The organism is Caldifarcimen microaerophilum, assembly GCF_055387105.1.
Map to the genome: position 1 here is coordinate 389,403 of NZ_AP038914.1, position 13,920 is coordinate 403,322.

At 61.4% G+C, this 13,920-nt stretch carries 15 protein-coding genes; 13 read left to right on the forward strand and 2 right to left on the reverse strand.

What is annotated here, in order from left to right; all coding sequences use genetic code 11:
• Positions 1-46: 46 nt before the first annotated feature.
• The 13 genes from AC6HU3_RS01825 to AC6HU3_RS01885 are packed head-to-tail and all read left to right on the forward strand — an operon-like array spanning position 47 to position 11,458.
• Positions 47-424, forward strand: a complete 378-nt coding sequence (locus AC6HU3_RS01825) for an NADH-quinone oxidoreductase subunit A (RefSeq protein WP_497474151.1) — start codon at positions 47-49, stop codon at positions 422-424.
• Complete coding sequence (locus AC6HU3_RS01830) at positions 412-927, forward strand: NADH-quinone oxidoreductase subunit B (RefSeq protein ID WP_497474153.1); 516 nt, start codon at positions 412-414, stop codon at positions 925-927. Before AC6HU3_RS01825 ends, AC6HU3_RS01830 begins: the two co-directional genes overlap by 13 nt.
• Positions 914-1,375 carry an NADH-quinone oxidoreductase subunit C gene (locus tag AC6HU3_RS01835; protein WP_497474155.1) on the forward strand — a complete coding sequence of 154 codons (462 nt, stop codon included), beginning with the start codon at positions 914-916 and terminating at the stop codon, positions 1,373-1,375. Before AC6HU3_RS01830 ends, AC6HU3_RS01835 begins: the two co-directional genes overlap by 14 nt.
• The gene (locus tag AC6HU3_RS01840; protein ID WP_497474156.1) at positions 1,372-2,514 is read left to right on the forward strand and encodes an NADH-quinone oxidoreductase subunit D; all 1,143 of its coding nucleotides are present in this window, start codon (positions 1,372-1,374) and stop codon (positions 2,512-2,514) included. Before AC6HU3_RS01835 ends, AC6HU3_RS01840 begins: the two co-directional genes overlap by 4 nt.
• Before the next feature lie 11 nt (positions 2,515-2,525).
• Positions 2,526-3,482, forward strand: a complete 957-nt coding sequence (nuoH, locus tag AC6HU3_RS01845; protein ID WP_497474157.1) for an NADH-quinone oxidoreductase subunit NuoH — start codon at positions 2,526-2,528, stop codon at positions 3,480-3,482.
• Between the two features lie 11 nt (positions 3,483-3,493).
• On the forward strand, positions 3,494-4,024 hold the full coding sequence (locus AC6HU3_RS01850; protein WP_497474158.1) for a NuoI/complex I 23 kDa subunit family protein: 531 nt from the start codon (positions 3,494-3,496) through the stop codon (positions 4,022-4,024).
• Positions 4,021-4,494: an NADH-quinone oxidoreductase subunit J family protein gene (locus AC6HU3_RS01855; RefSeq protein WP_497474159.1), complete on the forward strand. Its 474-nt coding sequence runs from the start codon at positions 4,021-4,023 to the stop codon at positions 4,492-4,494. Before AC6HU3_RS01850 ends, AC6HU3_RS01855 begins: the two co-directional genes overlap by 4 nt.
• On the forward strand, positions 4,491-4,790 hold the full coding sequence (gene nuoK / locus AC6HU3_RS01860; RefSeq protein WP_497474161.1) for an NADH-quinone oxidoreductase subunit NuoK: 300 nt from the start codon (positions 4,491-4,493) through the stop codon (positions 4,788-4,790). Before AC6HU3_RS01855 ends, nuoK begins: the two co-directional genes overlap by 4 nt.
• Positions 4,787-5,575, forward strand: coding sequence for a hypothetical protein (locus tag AC6HU3_RS01865; RefSeq protein WP_497474163.1), 789 nt, complete (start codon positions 4,787-4,789; stop codon positions 5,573-5,575). Before nuoK ends, AC6HU3_RS01865 begins: the two co-directional genes overlap by 4 nt.
• Before the next feature lie 6 nt (positions 5,576-5,581).
• Positions 5,582-7,420, forward strand: a complete 1,839-nt coding sequence (nuoL, locus tag AC6HU3_RS01870) for an NADH-quinone oxidoreductase subunit L (protein WP_497474165.1) — start codon at positions 5,582-5,584, stop codon at positions 7,418-7,420.
• 12 nt (positions 7,421-7,432) lie between these two features.
• Positions 7,433-8,941, forward strand: coding sequence for a complex I subunit 4 family protein (locus tag AC6HU3_RS01875; protein ID WP_497474167.1), 1,509 nt, complete (start codon positions 7,433-7,435; stop codon positions 8,939-8,941).
• 2 nt (positions 8,942-8,943) lie between these two features.
• On the forward strand, positions 8,944-10,329 hold the full coding sequence (locus AC6HU3_RS01880; RefSeq protein WP_497474169.1) for an NADH-quinone oxidoreductase subunit N: 1,386 nt from the start codon (positions 8,944-8,946) through the stop codon (positions 10,327-10,329).
• A 1-nt stretch (position 10,330) separates the two neighbouring features.
• Positions 10,331-11,458: a DUF4388 domain-containing protein gene (locus AC6HU3_RS01885; protein ID WP_497474171.1), complete on the forward strand. Its 1,128-nt coding sequence runs from the start codon at positions 10,331-10,333 to the stop codon at positions 11,456-11,458.
• 131 nt (positions 11,459-11,589) lie between these two features.
• Here the strand turns inward: AC6HU3_RS01885 and AC6HU3_RS01890 are convergent, their stop codons facing one another.
• Positions 11,590-12,600 carry an NlpC/P60 family protein gene (locus AC6HU3_RS01890; RefSeq protein WP_497474173.1) on the reverse strand — a complete coding sequence of 337 codons (1,011 nt, stop codon included), beginning with the start codon at positions 12,598-12,600 and terminating at the stop codon, positions 11,590-11,592.
• A 37-nt stretch (positions 12,601-12,637) separates the two neighbouring features.
• Positions 12,638-13,909, reverse strand: a complete 1,272-nt coding sequence (gene sufD, locus AC6HU3_RS01895) for a Fe-S cluster assembly protein SufD (RefSeq protein WP_497474175.1) — start codon at positions 13,907-13,909, stop codon at positions 12,638-12,640.
• Between the last annotated feature and the right edge of the window lie 11 nt (positions 13,910-13,920).

Here is a 13,920-nt window from a genome sequence, read left to right on the forward strand (position 1 = left end):
TGCACAGAGCATCGGGTGCCGGCTTTTTCCGCACAGGAGGTTTTCCATGACGCCTCATCCCTTCTGGGGTCTGGGGATCCATTTGCTGGTTTCGGTGGTCCTTGCGGTGGGGCTCATCCTCGCGGGAGCCCTGCTTCGCTATCGGGTGAAAACCCCCCCGCCCTCCCGTGAGGAAACCTACGAATGCGGCGAAACGCCCTTTCACGAAGCCCATGTGCGCATCCCTGTGAGCTTCTATCTCGTGGCCCTTCTCTTTGTTCTGTTTGATCTGGAAGCGGCCTTCCTCTTTCCCTGGGTCTTCGCCCTTCACGGGGAGTCCGTCCCCCGCACCTTCGTGTTCTGGGAGATGGTGATCTTCCTGCTGGTGCTGTTCCTGGGCTGGGTGTATGCCCTTCGCAAAGGAGATCTCGCATGGCAGAGGTGAAACCCAAACGCCTGGAAGATATTGCCGACGAGGTGATCCATTTTCCGGGTGGGGGCATTGCGCTGGTGCGGTCGGACGTGCTCTTTCACTGGGCACAGAAATCCAGTCTCTGGCCTCTCACCTTCGGTCTTGCCTGCTGCGCCATTGAGATGATGGCCACCTTCGCCAACCGGTTTGACCTGGACCGCTTCGGCATGATCATGCGTCCCACCCCCCGTCAGGCGGATGTGATGATCATCGCCGGCACGGTGACCATCAAGATGGCTCCCCGCATCCGGAAACTCTATGACCAGATGCCCCATCCCAAATGGGTGATCGCCATGGGAAGTTGCGCCATCTCGGGCGACCATTACCGGAACATCTATTCCGTCGTGCCCGGTGTGGATCAGGTGATCCCCGTGGACATCTATGTCCCCGGCTGTCCTCCCAGCCCGGAAGCCCTGACCGAGGGCATTCTGGCCCTGCAGAAAAAGATCATGGAGGGGAGCCATGCCCGCTCCTGAGGTGGTGAGCGCCCTGGAAGTCCGCTACAATGCCACGCCGTTCCCTCTGGGTGTGGTGGTCCCACCCGCCTCCCTGAAAGAAATCCTCAAAACCCTTCGGGACCAGTACGGATACCGGCACTATGTGCTGGCTTCCGCCACGGATCGGGGAGAAACCCTGGAGGTGGTCCACGGTGTGCGCCACCCCGCCTCCGGCGACGTGATCTTCGTGAAGGTGGAGGTCCCTTCCGACGACCCCCGCGTCCCCTCCGTGGTGGACATCTATTCCGGGGCCGACTGGTATGAGCGGGAGGTGTTTGACCTGTTCGGTGTGGTGTTTGAAGGCCATCCCAACCTGAAGCGCATCCTCCTCCCGGAAGAATACGACCGCGGCCATCCCCTCCGGAAGTCTTTCAAAGCCGGAACGCCCTATGAACCGGGCTACCGTTTTGAGGAGCAGGTGCCATGAGTCTCCAGATCGTGGAAAAGGAATTTGGCGAACTTGCCATGAACATGGGGCCGCAGCACCCCTCCACCCACGGGGTGCTCCGGCTGGTCCTCCACCTTTCGGGAGAAACCATCGTCAAGGCCGAACCGGTGATTGGCTATCTGCACCGGGGTGTGGAAAAACTCTCGGAAGAACTGGGATACGATCAGCTTGCCCCCATTTTTGAACGGGACGATTATCTCGCCCCCACGGCCAACTCCCTCGCCTTTGTCCACGTCGTGGAACAGGCCGCCGGGGTGGAGGTTCCTCCCCGCGCCCGGTATCTCCGGAGCCTGATGGCAGAACTCCAGCGTGTGGCCAGCCATCTGGTGTGGCTCGGCACCTTTGGACTGGACCTGGGCGGAGCCCTCGGGGGCGGAACCACGGTGTTCATGTATTGTTTCCGGGAGCGGGAAAAACTCCTGGACATCTTTGAAACCTGGACCGGAACCCGCTTCCACACCAACTTCAACCTGATCGGGGGCGTGCGGTATGACCTCACCGGGGATCTCGCCCGCGAGATCCGGAAAACGGTTCAGGAGATCCGTTCCGCCCTGGATGAAATCCTTGCCCTCACGCAGGAATCGCCGGTGTTTCTGGAGCGAACCCGGGGGGTGGGCGTGATCTCCCGGGACCTGGCCCTTTCGGTGGGTGTGGTGGGACCGGTCCTTCGGGCGTCGGGTGTGGCCTTTGACGTGCGCAAAGCGCAGCCCTACGACGCCTATCCGGATCTGGAGTTTGAAATTCCCGTCCGCACCGAAGGGGATGTGCTCGCCCGGTTTGAGGTGCGGATTGAAGAAATCCGGCAGTCCCTGCGCCTGGTGGAGCAGATTCTGGATCGCCTTCCGGACGGGCCCATTTTCTCCCGCAAGCCCATCAAAAACCCCAAAGTGTTCCGGATCCCCGAAGGGGAGCATTACGCGGCCGTGGAGTCTCCCCGGGGAGAACTGGGGATGTATCTCGTGTCCGACGGAACCTTCAAGCCCTATCGCCTCAAAATCAACGCGCCGTCCTTCGCCAACCTGCAGGTGGTTCCCCACATCCTCCCCGGACATCTCGTGGCGGACGTGGTGGCCATTCTGGGGTCCCTGGATCCGGTGCTCGGAGATGTGGATCGCTAAGGAGGCCTGCCATGCATGACGCCCTGCTTGCGTTCATCTGGTCGGTGGCCCTTCTGGGGGTGGGGATGACGGTGGTGGCCTATCTCACCTGGCTCGAGCGGAAGGTGGCCGCCCGCATTCAGAACCGGGTGGGGCCCTATTATGTGGGACGCCCCCACGGATGGCTCCAGCCCCTCGCCGATGTGGTGAAACTCCTTGTGAAGGAAGACATCGTTCCCCGGAATGCAGACCGGCTCCTGTTCAACCTGGCTCCCATCCTGGTGATCGTCCCGGCCCTGATGGGCTTCGCCTTCATTCCCGTCGGAAAAGACCTGGCCCTGGTGGATCATCCGCTGTCCCTTCTCCTGATGCTGGCCCTTGCCTCCCTCACCCTTCTGGGGATCTTCGCCGCAGGCTGGGCTTCCAACAACAAATACGCCCTGATCTCCGCCCTGCGGATGGTGGCCATGCTCGTGGCCTATGAGGTCCCTCTGGTCCTGGCTCTTCTGGCGCCGGCCGTGATGGTCGGCAGTTTCCGTCTCGTGGACCTGGTGGAGGCGCAGCACACCCTCCCCATGATCCTCCAGTTCCCGGTGGGGACCCTCAGTTTCCTGGTGTTTCTCATCGCCTCTCTGGCCGAGATGAACAAAACCCCTCTGGACCTCATTGAAGCGGAATCCGAACTCATCGCCGCCTACAACACCGAATACGCGGGCATTAAATTCGCCCTCTTCTATGCAGGCGAATACGCCCACACCTTTGTGCTTTCACTCCTGGCGGCCACCCTCTTTCTCGGAGGTTATCTCGGACCCGGACTTCCGGGAGCCCTCTGGCTTCTCCTCAAAGCCCTCCTGGTGTTCCTTCTTATCCTGTGGATTCGGTGGAGTTTTGTCCGGCTTCGGATTGACCAGGCCCTGGCGCTGAACTGGAAATACCTGTTTCCCCTTGCCCTTCTCAACCTGCTCCTTGCAGGCTTTCTCACTCTTTAAGGAGGCATGCCATGGCTTCGCTGGGTTTGATTGTTCGGGGAAGTTTGAAGGCGATGAGGGTGACGCTGCGGAACCTGTTCCGCCGCCCCATCACCGTGATGTATCCCCATGAGAAGCGCCCTGTTCCCCGCTCCTGGCGCGCCGGGGGATTTGCCCTCACCCTGGACCCGGAAACCGGTGAGGAAAACTGCATCGGCTGCCGCCTGTGCCAGTTCATCTGCCCCTCGCAGATCATCTCGGTGGAAATGGTGAAAGGGGAACCCCGGAAGAACGGGAAAGGGGCCACCTATGCCAAATCCTTCACCCTGAACTTCCAGGCGTGCATGCAGTGTGAGCTGTGCGTCCAGGTGTGTCCCACCGACGCCATTGTGATGCTCCGGGAACTTCACACACCCACTTTCTCCCGGGAGGACCTGTTCTACACCAAGGAAAAACTTCTGGAAAACGGACGGCGAGCGCTGGAACAGCCCGAGCTCCTCTCCTTCACCACGGGTGAACGTCTCCGGGAATGGACCGATGCCAAAAAAGGAGCCGCCTCATGAATCCCGTGTTTGCCCTCCTCGTGTTCGTGGTCATGATTTCGTCCCTTGGGGTGGTGCTTTCCCGGAGCGTGTTCCGGGCCGCCTATTTCCTGGCTTTCGCCCTGGTGGGAACGGCCTTTCTGTATCTGGGCATGTCCCCCCTGTTTGCCGCCGTGCAGATCCTCCTCTACACGGGTGGCGTCCTCACCCTCGTGATCTTTGCCGTGATGCTCGCCGGCAAGCCCGAACTGCCGAACGTGTTCCACAAACCCCTCCAGGGACTGGTGGCGGCCCTCCTGGTGTTCTTCGCCCTTCTCTCCCTCACCGCCCGTCTTCCCGAACCCGATCCGATGACGTCCATTTCTGCCGACGTGTTCGCCGCCTATTTCTTCCGTCAGGGCGCGCTGGCCTTTGAGATCCTGTCCCTGCTCCTTCTTGCCGCGCTGTTCGGGGCCCTGGCCGTGGCCCGCAAACAGGGAGGCGAAGGATGAGTTTCCGCGGACTGCTCTTCCTTTCGGCCTGGATGTTCGCCACCGGGATTTTCGGCATCCTGTCCCGCCGGCACGTGGTGGCCCTGATGCTCTCCATTGAGCTGCTTTTCAACGGCGTGAACCTGGCCCTTCTGACCTTTGCCTGGGCCTATGGGGTTCTGTCCGCGGCTTCCCTTGCCTTTCTGGGCATCGCGGTGACGGTGGCGGAAGTGGCGGTGGGACTCGCCATCTTCCTGCTGGTGGTGCGTCTTTCCGGAACGGCCGCGGCGGACGAACTCGCGGAGCTCAGGGGATGATGCTCATCCTCCTCGCCCTGGCCTCCCCTCCTCCTGAAATCTACGGCGTTCTCTATGCAGAAAGGGAACGTATGACGCTCATGGACTACGTGATGGATCCCGAAGGGGATGTGCGGTGGGCTGGATGCAGTTTCCGGATCCCTCCCACCTGTTTCAAAAGCCACGACGGACAGTGTCTGGAAAAAACACAGCGATGGGAATGTCCCATGGGCGGTTATGCCGTGGTCACCGTGACCGGCCACACCTTTCTGGGCTGGAAAATGGAGGTGCACACAAACTATCGGGATGGGGTGATCCGAACCGAACCGGCGACCAACCGGCGCCCCTATACTTTCATCGCACAGCTCCGGGATCTGGACGATTCGTTGACCTTTGATCTGCGCCTTCACCGGGAGCGCAGAGAAGGCTGGCCGGAGGTGGTCACGGCCAACGGGACGGTGGAATTCGACCGGACCTCTATGCGTTGGGAACACCGGGTGGAGTTCAAGGACTTTGTCCTTCTCCTGGGCGACTGGGAGACGGCCGAAACGTACGTTCCCTTGCAATATCATGGAACCCTGAAGGTGGACACAAAAAGTCCCGGTTGCCGGTCCGGAACTTTCAGGGTGGAGACGGTGGGGACGTGGAAGTTGCGGGTGGACGATCTTTTCCTGTATGAACCGGCTGAACTGAAGGTGAACGGCGTGCGGTTTGTGCTCACGCCAGAGGGAGAGATTCTCTATCGCGGAAAACCGGTGAAATATCCAGACTGTTACTATCCAGGGTGGTTGCATGACTCGCCATAAGGAGGCATGACGATGGAAGCCTTTTACGGCGTGCTGTTCTTTCCTCTTCTCTCCTTTGCCCTGCTTGCGGTGATCCCGCCCCTCAGGCGGTCGGGGAAAGGTGCCGCCTATCTCTCCATCACCGCCATCACCCTTTCCCTTGCCTCGGCGGTGACGCTGTTCTTCGCCTATGACGGGGACGTGCACCACCTCTCCTGGGTGTGGATTCCCCTCGAGCATTTCCCCCCGCTCCAGATCGGGTTCCTGGTGGACGGGCTTTCCGTGGTGATGGCCCTGGTGGTGGCGCTGGTCGCCTTTGCGGTCCAGGTCTATTCCCTGGGCTACATGAGTGAAGAACCCCCCGCCTCCCTCGGTCGGTATTACACCTACCACAGTCTGTTCGCCTTCTCCATGCTGGGACTCGTGTTTGCGGACAACCTTCTGGAAGCCTATATCTTCTGGGAACTCGTGGGGGCGTGCTCCTATCTCCTGATCGGCTTCTGGTTCTACAAACCTTCCGCTGCCCGCGCCGCCCTCAAGGCCTTCTGGACCACCCGGCTGGGGGACGTGGGGTTCGCCCTGGGCATTGCCGTGCTGTTCGCCCACTACGGCTTCCTTTCGTATGAGAAACTCTTTGCCCTGGAGCCCTCCCACGCCCTCTTCCTGGGCCTTCTGGGGGTGTATGTGGGGGCGATGGGCAAAAGCGCCCAGTTCCCCCTCCACATCTGGCTTCCCGATGCGATGGAAGGTCCCACGCCGGTCTCCGCCCTCATCCACGCCGCGACCATGGTGGCCGCCGGTGTGTTCCTGATGGTCCGCCTGATGCCCGCCCTCCAGAACGCGCCGGAGCTCCTCCACATCGTGCTCTGGATCGGCGCCATCACGGCGTTTCTTGCCGCCACCATGGCTCTGGTGGAACGGGACATCAAGCGGGTGCTGGCTTTCTCCACCATCAGCCAGCTGGGCTACATGATGGCGGCGGTGGGGGCCCTTTCCGCCGGTGCGGCCTTCTTCCACCTCTTCACCCACGCCTTCTTCAAAGCCCTGCTGTTCCTTGCCGCCGGAAGCGTGATCCACGCCATGCACACCAACGACATGTTCGCCATGGGTGGTCTCGGAAAGCCCATGCGCTGGACCATGATCCTCTTCCTGGTGGGCGCCCTGGCCCTGGCAGGGATTCCGCCTTTCTCCGGCTATTTCTCCAAGGACGAGATTCTGGTGGCCACCGCCCATGCGCCCGTGCCTTTTGCCCTCCTGGTCATCACGGTGTTTCTGACCGCCTTCTATATGTTCCGGGCCTTTTTCCTCACCTTCACCGGGGAACCCCGTGACCCTGAACATCACCCCCATGAATCCCCGCTGGTGATGCTCTGGCCCATGGGCGTGCTTGCCCTTCTTGCGGTGGTGGCGGGCTTTTTCGGCCCCACCGTCCACGGTATGCTGGAACACACCCTGGGCTTTGAACACCTCCATCACGGCGAGGGGGCTCACCCGGCCTGGATTCCCTATCTCGGTCTGGGTCTGGGACTCCTGGGGATTCTGGTGGCCTGGATGGGCTATGCCCGGCGGGTGTTCCAGCCCGAACGGGTGTATGAAACCTTCTATCCCGTGGCCTATGTCCTCAAGGAACGGTATTTCATCGACCACATCTTTCTGGTGCTCTACTGGGTGGGCTACAACATGGTGGCGACGGTGGTGGGGTTTGTGGACCGGTATATCGTGGACGGTGTGGTGAACTTCGTCACCTGGGGCACCTTCGAGATCGGGAAAGCCCTGCGACGCTTTCACAACGGGGTGGTGCAGGACATCCTTCTGGGTGTGGTGGTCGGGTTTCTCCTTCTCGCGTTCCTTGCAACCGGATTTTAAGGAGGGCGAACGATGAATCTGCTATCGGTGTTCCTTCTCTCCCCCTTTCTGGGTGCGGTGCTTCTCTTCTTTGTCCCGCGGGGTGCGCGGGGGCTCATTCGCCTGGTGGCCCTGCTTTCCGCCCTGCCTCCCCTGGTGTTGTCCATCTATCTGCCCTTTGTGTATGACACGGCCCACGGAGGTTTCCAGTTTCTGGGGGAGATTCCCCTCCTTCCGGAGCTGGGGATTGCCTATCGTGTGGGGGTGGATGGCATCTCCATTGCCCTCCTTTTCCTCACCGCGGTGATCTACATCACGGCCATTTTCACCTCCTGGCGCATCCACACCCGGGACAAGGAGTTCTTCATCTATCTCGCCCTCCTGGTGACCGGCGTGTTCGGCGTGTTTGTGTCCCTGGACCTCTTCCTGTTCTTCCTGTTCTATGAGCTTGCGGTGCTCCCCATGTACCTCCTCATCGGCATCTGGGGATCCACGAAGGAAATCCCCGGGAAGGGTATCTTCGGGTGGACCTATGAAGCGCTCAAGGTGGGCACCAAAGAATACGGCGCCATGAAACTCACCCTCTATCTCCTGGTGGGTTCCGCCTTCATCCTTGCGGGGATCTTCTATCTTGCGGTTCACGGCGGAAGTTTCTCCTATCTGGATCTCCAGGAGCGCCTGTCCCTTCCCCCGGACGTGGCCCGTGTGCTCTTCCTGATCTTCTATGTGGGATTCGGGGTGCTGGCTGGCATCTGGCCCCTCCACACCTGGTCTCCGGACGGTCACGCCGCCGCACCGGCCGCCGGGTCCATGATGCACGCGGGTGTGCTCATGAAACTGGGCGCCTATGGGGTGCTCCGGGTGGGGTTCGGCCTCCTTCCGGGCGCCGGAGCGGAGCTCGCCTGGCTTGTGGGCACCATCGCGGTGATCAACATCCTGTATGGCGCCTTCGGAGCCGGATGGCAGGATGACATCAAATACCTCATCGCCTATTCCTCGGTGTCCCACATGGGGGTTGTGATGCTGGGAATGGCCACCCTGACCGAGCCCGGTGTGGCGGGATCGGTCTATCAGATGGTCTCCCACGGCATCATGACGGGCCTCCTGTTTACCATCGTGAACCTGGTGTATCACAAAACCCACGTGCGGGAAATCTCCCGGATGGGGGGGCTTGCCCATAATCAGCCCGTGCTCGCCACGGCCTTCGTGGTGGCGGGAATGACGTCCCTGGGCCTGCCGGGACTCTCCGGGTTCGTGGCAGAGTTTCTGGTGTTCCTGGGGGCCTTCACGAGCCAGCATCCCTGGTGGGCGGTGCCCGCCATTGTGGGGGCGCTCCTCACGTCCATCTATGTCCTGCGGGCCGCCAAAAACATCTTCTTCGGTCCCGCACCGGCCCACAGCGTGGAGGACGCCCAGGGGAGTGAGGTGGTGAGCATCGTGTGTCTGGTGGCGACCCTGGTGTTTCTTGGCGTTCTGCCCCGCTTTCTCCTGGACAGCCTTCAGCCCACGGTGGTGGCCTTTCTGAAACTCTTTGGAGGATAACCATGCAGGCCATGAGTCTTTTGCCGATCTGGGTGATCCTTGGAACGCTGGGTATGGCCTTTCTCCTGGATATCTTCGGCCGTCCACGTCAGGCCCTTCAGGTGGCGACGCTCGGGACTCTGCTGGGGCTGGTGTCCCTTATCTGGACACCGGATGGAGCGTTTCTTGGTCTCTCAGTGGACGCCTTCGTCCGATATGCCCAGGCTGTTCTCCTGGGGGCTGCTGTGCTTGCTCTCCTGGCAAGTCCCGCCTATCTCCGGTACGCCCGCATGGAGCGTGTTGGCGGGGACTACACCCTCCTCCTTCTCTTCACCCTCATTGGGGGCATGCTTCTGGTGAGCGTTCGGGACTGGCTCGCGCTGTTCGTGGCGTTTGAGCTCCTCTCCATTCCCCTTTATGCGGCAGCCGCCCTGAACAAGCGCAGCCGTCTGGGTGCGGAAGGAGCCCTCAAGTTCTTCCTGTTTGGTTCCGTCTCGTCCGCCTTCCTTCTTCTGGGCGTGGGAATGATGACCCTCGTGTCGGGCGATTCTGTCTTCTCCTCCGTGGTGGTTCGGGAGGCTTTCCTTCCGGCCGGGCTTGCCCTGCTTCTCGTGGGCTTCGGGTTCAAGGTGGCCATGTTTCCCTTTTATTTCTGGGCTCCCGACGTGTATGAAAGCGCGCCCACGCCCCTGGTGGCCTTCCTCTCGGTGGCTCCCAAGGCAGCCGGAATCCTGATCCTCTTCCGGATCATGCAGGATGTGGTGATTCCCGCCGGGCTTGGGTCGGCCCTTGCGTGGGTGGCCCTGGCCAGCGCCCTCACCATGATTGTGGGGAACCTCCTTGCCCTGCCCCAGACGAATCTGAAGCGGCTTCTCGCCTATTCGGGTGTGGCCCACATTGGCTATGTCCTGGCGGCCCTGGCTTCGGGCTCGGTGGAAGGGGCTGGCATGAGCCTCTTTTATTTCACCGTGTATCTCTTTTCCAACATGGGCGCCTTTCTGGGTGTGGCGGCCGTGGAGATGATGGGGCTTCCCCCCACCTTAGAGGGGGTGGCCGGACTGTTCCGGCGAAACATGACCCTCGCCATGGCCTTTCTCGCCTTCCTCCTCTCCCTCGGGGGGATTCCCTTTGTGCTCGGTTTCTGGAGCAAGCTGTTCGTGTTCTTCGCCGCAGCCCGGGCGGGATTGTGGTTCCTTGTGTTCCTTGGGGCACTTCTTGCGGTGGTGGCGCTGTATTATTATCTCAATGTGGCGCGGTGGATGCTCATTGTGGAGGAAGGGCCCAGCCCCACTTCACCGGCGCCGGGTGAAGTGGTGGCGCTGGTGGTGTTTGCGGCCCTCGTGGTGGTGGTGGGAGGGCTTGCACCCCAGGTGCTTGCCCACCCCGCCCTGATCGCAGCAGGAGGGTAGGATGAACAAAGTGCTCATTGCGGGTCTCAAGAAGGGGTATCTTGAGACCCTGGAAAAGTGGCTCCAGGATGAGGATATCCCCTTCATCTGGGGTGAATCGCTGGAGGAAATCACCCGGGTGGTGGAGCGGATTCTGGAGGATCCGTCGGAAATTCGGGTGGTGGTGACGGATCTCGTGCTCCGGGACGTGGGCGGCATGGACTTCATTGACTGGCTCCGGCGGGAGCTGCCCACGGCGCAGGTGCTGGTGGTGGGTCCCAAATTCTCGGAGGTCCTCCAGCACATCCTGGAGAGTGAGGTGGAAAACGTTCAGGTGCTGACGGGACGGGAGATCGAGCGGAACCAGATCCTGCCGGTGATCCGGTCCGGGCTGAAAGCCGTGGCCGGTTTTGAGGGCCGGGTCACCGGCATGTCCCTGTTTGACTTTCTCCAGCTTCTCTCCATGGGAGGCTATTCGGCCACCCTTCGGGTGGAAAATCCCCGCCTGGGTCGGAGAGGAAGCATCTTCATGCGGGAGGGGCAGATCTTTCACGCAGAAACCCCGGAAGAAAAGGGCAAATCCGCCCTGTTTGAGATGATGCGGTGGCGCTCCGGGACGTTCGTGGTGGAACCGGAGGTCCCCCCGGACGTGCCCCGCAGCGTGCGGGAATCCACCGATTTTCTGCTCCTCGAATTCGCCCGGCTCATGGATGAATCCGGACAGCCGGTGCGTGCCCAGAAGGTTCCCCATCAGGAGGAGCTGGACCGCATCTTCGCCCGGATCGAGGCGGAGGTTCCGGGCTTCATGGGGGTGGCGCTCTTCAACGTGGAGGAGGGTGAACCCATCTATTACCGCACCCCTCACCCGGAATTCACCTTTGTGACCACCGCCCGGCTCTACAGCGAGCTCATGAACCTGGTGGCGGACACCACGGAAATCGCCACCCGGGGAAAAGAGACCCGGGATATGGTGGACATGGTCCTCACCCGGGACGTGAACGACGTGATCGTGATGATCCCCCTTGCGGGGTTGAAATACGCGACGCTCCTCATCTATGCCCGTGGAGAGGGGGAAGGCGGCGAGACGGGCATCGCCATCATGGACCGTTACCGGGAGGATCTGGAAGCCATCGCCCAGATGCTGGGGTAGGGATTATGCGGAGCGCCCGAAGCCACTAAATTCCGGGTGAGACCGGGTTTCCTCCATTCTTTCACCTGAGTGCTTCCCCTATTTTTCATCGGGCAGGAGGTATATTATTGCTGATAATGTGTTCTTAAAGACTAATCTCCGGGAGAACCCACCCACCGCCGGATGTCAAAGGGTGGGTCAAACCCCTCCCGGAGGGGATCTTCGGAAACTTCTCCGTTGCAGGTGTGGATGTGGAGATCCCCCGGATCCAGCACGCCCCGGGGTGGGCGGTCCTCAGAAAAGAGGGCCACATGGCGGTCATACACCAGGAGATCCCCGGGCTGAACCCCGGAAGGCCCCACCGGAACAGGACGCCCACGGGCATCCACATACCGGTCCCCTGAAGGGTGAACCTTCCGGAAGAGAGTCACCAGATACCGGTCAAACGCCCCACCCTCGTGGAAGGCACGGCTGTTGCGGTAGGGGAGATCCAGCCCCGTGGAGCGACGAAGGACCGCCACCATGAGATCCGCACAGTCCGCACCGATGAACCGCTCGGCCTGGTGGGCTTCCGGGGGGTCCTGATCCCGGAGAGACGCCGAACCGTAGATGTAGGGGAGGCCAAACCAGGCATAGGCCAGCCCCACCAGGCTCGTATCCCGGGCGATGCTCAGCCGGTGAACTCTGTCGGAGATTCCCCGCTTTTCCACAGCCTCCGCACCGGGCGAAGCCACCTCCTGCTCACCGTATCGGATCTGAACCTTGAAGCGCATGGTTCCGAGGTTGGCCCCTCCCGGTGCCCCCTTCAACACGGTGGGGCGAACGTCACAGGGGGCCGTCCAGCCCGTGTCAAACGGCGTCTCCACATACGCAAGCCGGGCCCACCAGCCCGGATTTTCCGGTCCGTTCCGGTATGCCGGATGGGCATTTTCCACCTTGAACCAGCGGATCTCCGGCTTTTCCCACTCCTCCCGCCAGGGACGGACGCCTGCAACCCCCTGAAGGGACAGAGGTCCGCCGGTGGTCCAGAAGGTGTCCTGGTCCAGGGCAACCTTCACCACCGCCTGAAGGCGACAGGAATCCCCGGAAAAAAGGAACTTCGATCCCGGTGAGGGAGGGGATCCCGAAAGGATCAGAACGGAGAGGATGTGGAGGGTGTCCATGACAAAAAGGCGGGGCCATTCGGCCCCGCCCCAAGGTTCAGTCCAGGGTGTGGTAGGTTTCCCAGCGGTGTTCCAGAAGCTTCTGGACCCGATCCCGAAACCGCCGGCTGGGCATGCGGGAGAGGGTGGGACCGAAAAAGCCCATCGCCATGAGGAAACGGGCTTCCTTCGGTGACAGCCCGCGGCTCTGGAGATAAAAGAGCTTTTCCTCATCCAGCTTGCCCACGGTGGCCGAGTGGGTGGCCCGCACATCGTCCGCCTGGATTTCCAGGCTGGGGATGGAGTCAGCCCGGGCTTTGGAGGAGAGCATGAGGTTGTGGTCCGCCTGGAAGGCGTTGGACTTGAGCGCACCGGGACGGATCCGGATCATCCCCTCAAACACCTTGCGGGCTTCATCCGACAGCACCGCCTGGGAAAGGAGCTCGCCCTGGGCGGCCGGAACCGCGTGATTGAGCTCGGCATACACGTCCACGAGCTGATGATCCATGAGCTGGAAAAGCTCCGTGTAGTTGTTTTCCGAGCCTTCGCCATAAATGTCAAAGAGGTTCCGGACATAAGCCTTCCGGGTCCCCAGGGTGGCGGCGGCAAACTGGACCTTCGCATCCCGGGAGGTTCGGGCATACCGAAAATCGGCGAAATAGGTGTTGCCCTGGAGGTTCTGAAGCAGGCTCACTGTCACCTCTGCCCCGTCACCCGCCACCACATCCACCCCGTGGACCACCAGGGTGGGATCTTCCAGGGTCACGGAATGGACCTCCTGAATCACCTCCACCCGGGCAAGGCGCTCGGCCACCACCAGGAGATAGAAGGTGTCCAGAAGCCCCTCCTCATCGTAGAGATGAAGAACCCGCACGCCGCCGGGGATTTCGGTGTCCTTCGGGACGTGGAGCACCCAGGCGTTTTTCCAGAGTCCCAGGAGAAGTCCGGCAAACCGGTTGTCCGAAAAGGCGCGGGGACCGGCCATGAAGGCCTCCCGCACCCCAGGGACGTCCAGGGCCTCCGACACGGGGAGAAGGCGCACTCCCTCACCTTCCAGGTGAGGGTACCCGTTCACCACGGTGAGAAGAACCGACGCCTCTTCCCGGCGGGCCGGGACGTCATACGCGAGCTTCCCCGCCACCGCTTCCGGCGAACGGAGGGCGCCCTCAAGTTTCCACGCACGCCCATCGAGTTCCCGGAACTGGGCATATCGGGATCGCGGGAACCCATCAAACTGCTCAAGAATCTGTAATCCATGCTGACGAAACTCCTTCAACGGTTCCGGGGTTGCCTGAAGAAGGCTTTCCCCAAAGGTTTTGATGTCGCTCATCGTGATCCTCC

Excerpts from the sequence above, each read along its gene's own strand:
- AC6HU3_RS01825 (WP_497474151.1), top strand. The coding sequence starts at position 47 with ATGACGCCTCATCCCTTCTGGGGTCTGGGGATCCATTTGCTGGTTTCG.
- AC6HU3_RS01830 (WP_497474153.1), top strand. The coding sequence starts at position 412 with ATGGCAGAGGTGAAACCCAAACGCCTGGAAGATATTGCCGACGAGGTG.
- AC6HU3_RS01835 (WP_497474155.1), top strand. The coding sequence starts at position 914 with ATGCCCGCTCCTGAGGTGGTGAGCGCCCTGGAAGTCCGCTACAATGCC.
- AC6HU3_RS01840 (WP_497474156.1), top strand. The coding sequence starts at position 1,372 with ATGAGTCTCCAGATCGTGGAAAAGGAATTTGGCGAACTTGCCATGAAC.
- nuoH (WP_497474157.1), top strand. The coding sequence starts at position 2,526 with ATGCATGACGCCCTGCTTGCGTTCATCTGGTCGGTGGCCCTTCTGGGG.
- AC6HU3_RS01850 (WP_497474158.1), top strand. The coding sequence starts at position 3,494 with ATGGCTTCGCTGGGTTTGATTGTTCGGGGAAGTTTGAAGGCGATGAGG.
- AC6HU3_RS01855 (WP_497474159.1), top strand. The coding sequence starts at position 4,021 with ATGAATCCCGTGTTTGCCCTCCTCGTGTTCGTGGTCATGATTTCGTCC.
- nuoK (WP_497474161.1), top strand. The coding sequence starts at position 4,491 with ATGAGTTTCCGCGGACTGCTCTTCCTTTCGGCCTGGATGTTCGCCACC.
- AC6HU3_RS01865 (WP_497474163.1), top strand. The coding sequence starts at position 4,787 with ATGATGCTCATCCTCCTCGCCCTGGCCTCCCCTCCTCCTGAAATCTAC.
- nuoL (WP_497474165.1), top strand. The coding sequence starts at position 5,582 with ATGACGATGGAAGCCTTTTACGGCGTGCTGTTCTTTCCTCTTCTCTCC.
- AC6HU3_RS01875 (WP_497474167.1), top strand. The coding sequence starts at position 7,433 with ATGAATCTGCTATCGGTGTTCCTTCTCTCCCCCTTTCTGGGTGCGGTG.
- AC6HU3_RS01880 (WP_497474169.1), top strand. The coding sequence starts at position 8,944 with ATGCAGGCCATGAGTCTTTTGCCGATCTGGGTGATCCTTGGAACGCTG.
- AC6HU3_RS01885 (WP_497474171.1), top strand. The coding sequence starts at position 10,331 with ATGAACAAAGTGCTCATTGCGGGTCTCAAGAAGGGGTATCTTGAGACC.
- AC6HU3_RS01890 (WP_497474173.1), bottom strand. The coding sequence starts at position 12,600 with ATGGACACCCTCCACATCCTCTCCGTTCTGATCCTTTCGGGATCCCCT.
- sufD (WP_497474175.1), bottom strand. The coding sequence starts at position 13,909 with ATGAGCGACATCAAAACCTTTGGGGAAAGCCTTCTTCAGGCAACCCCG.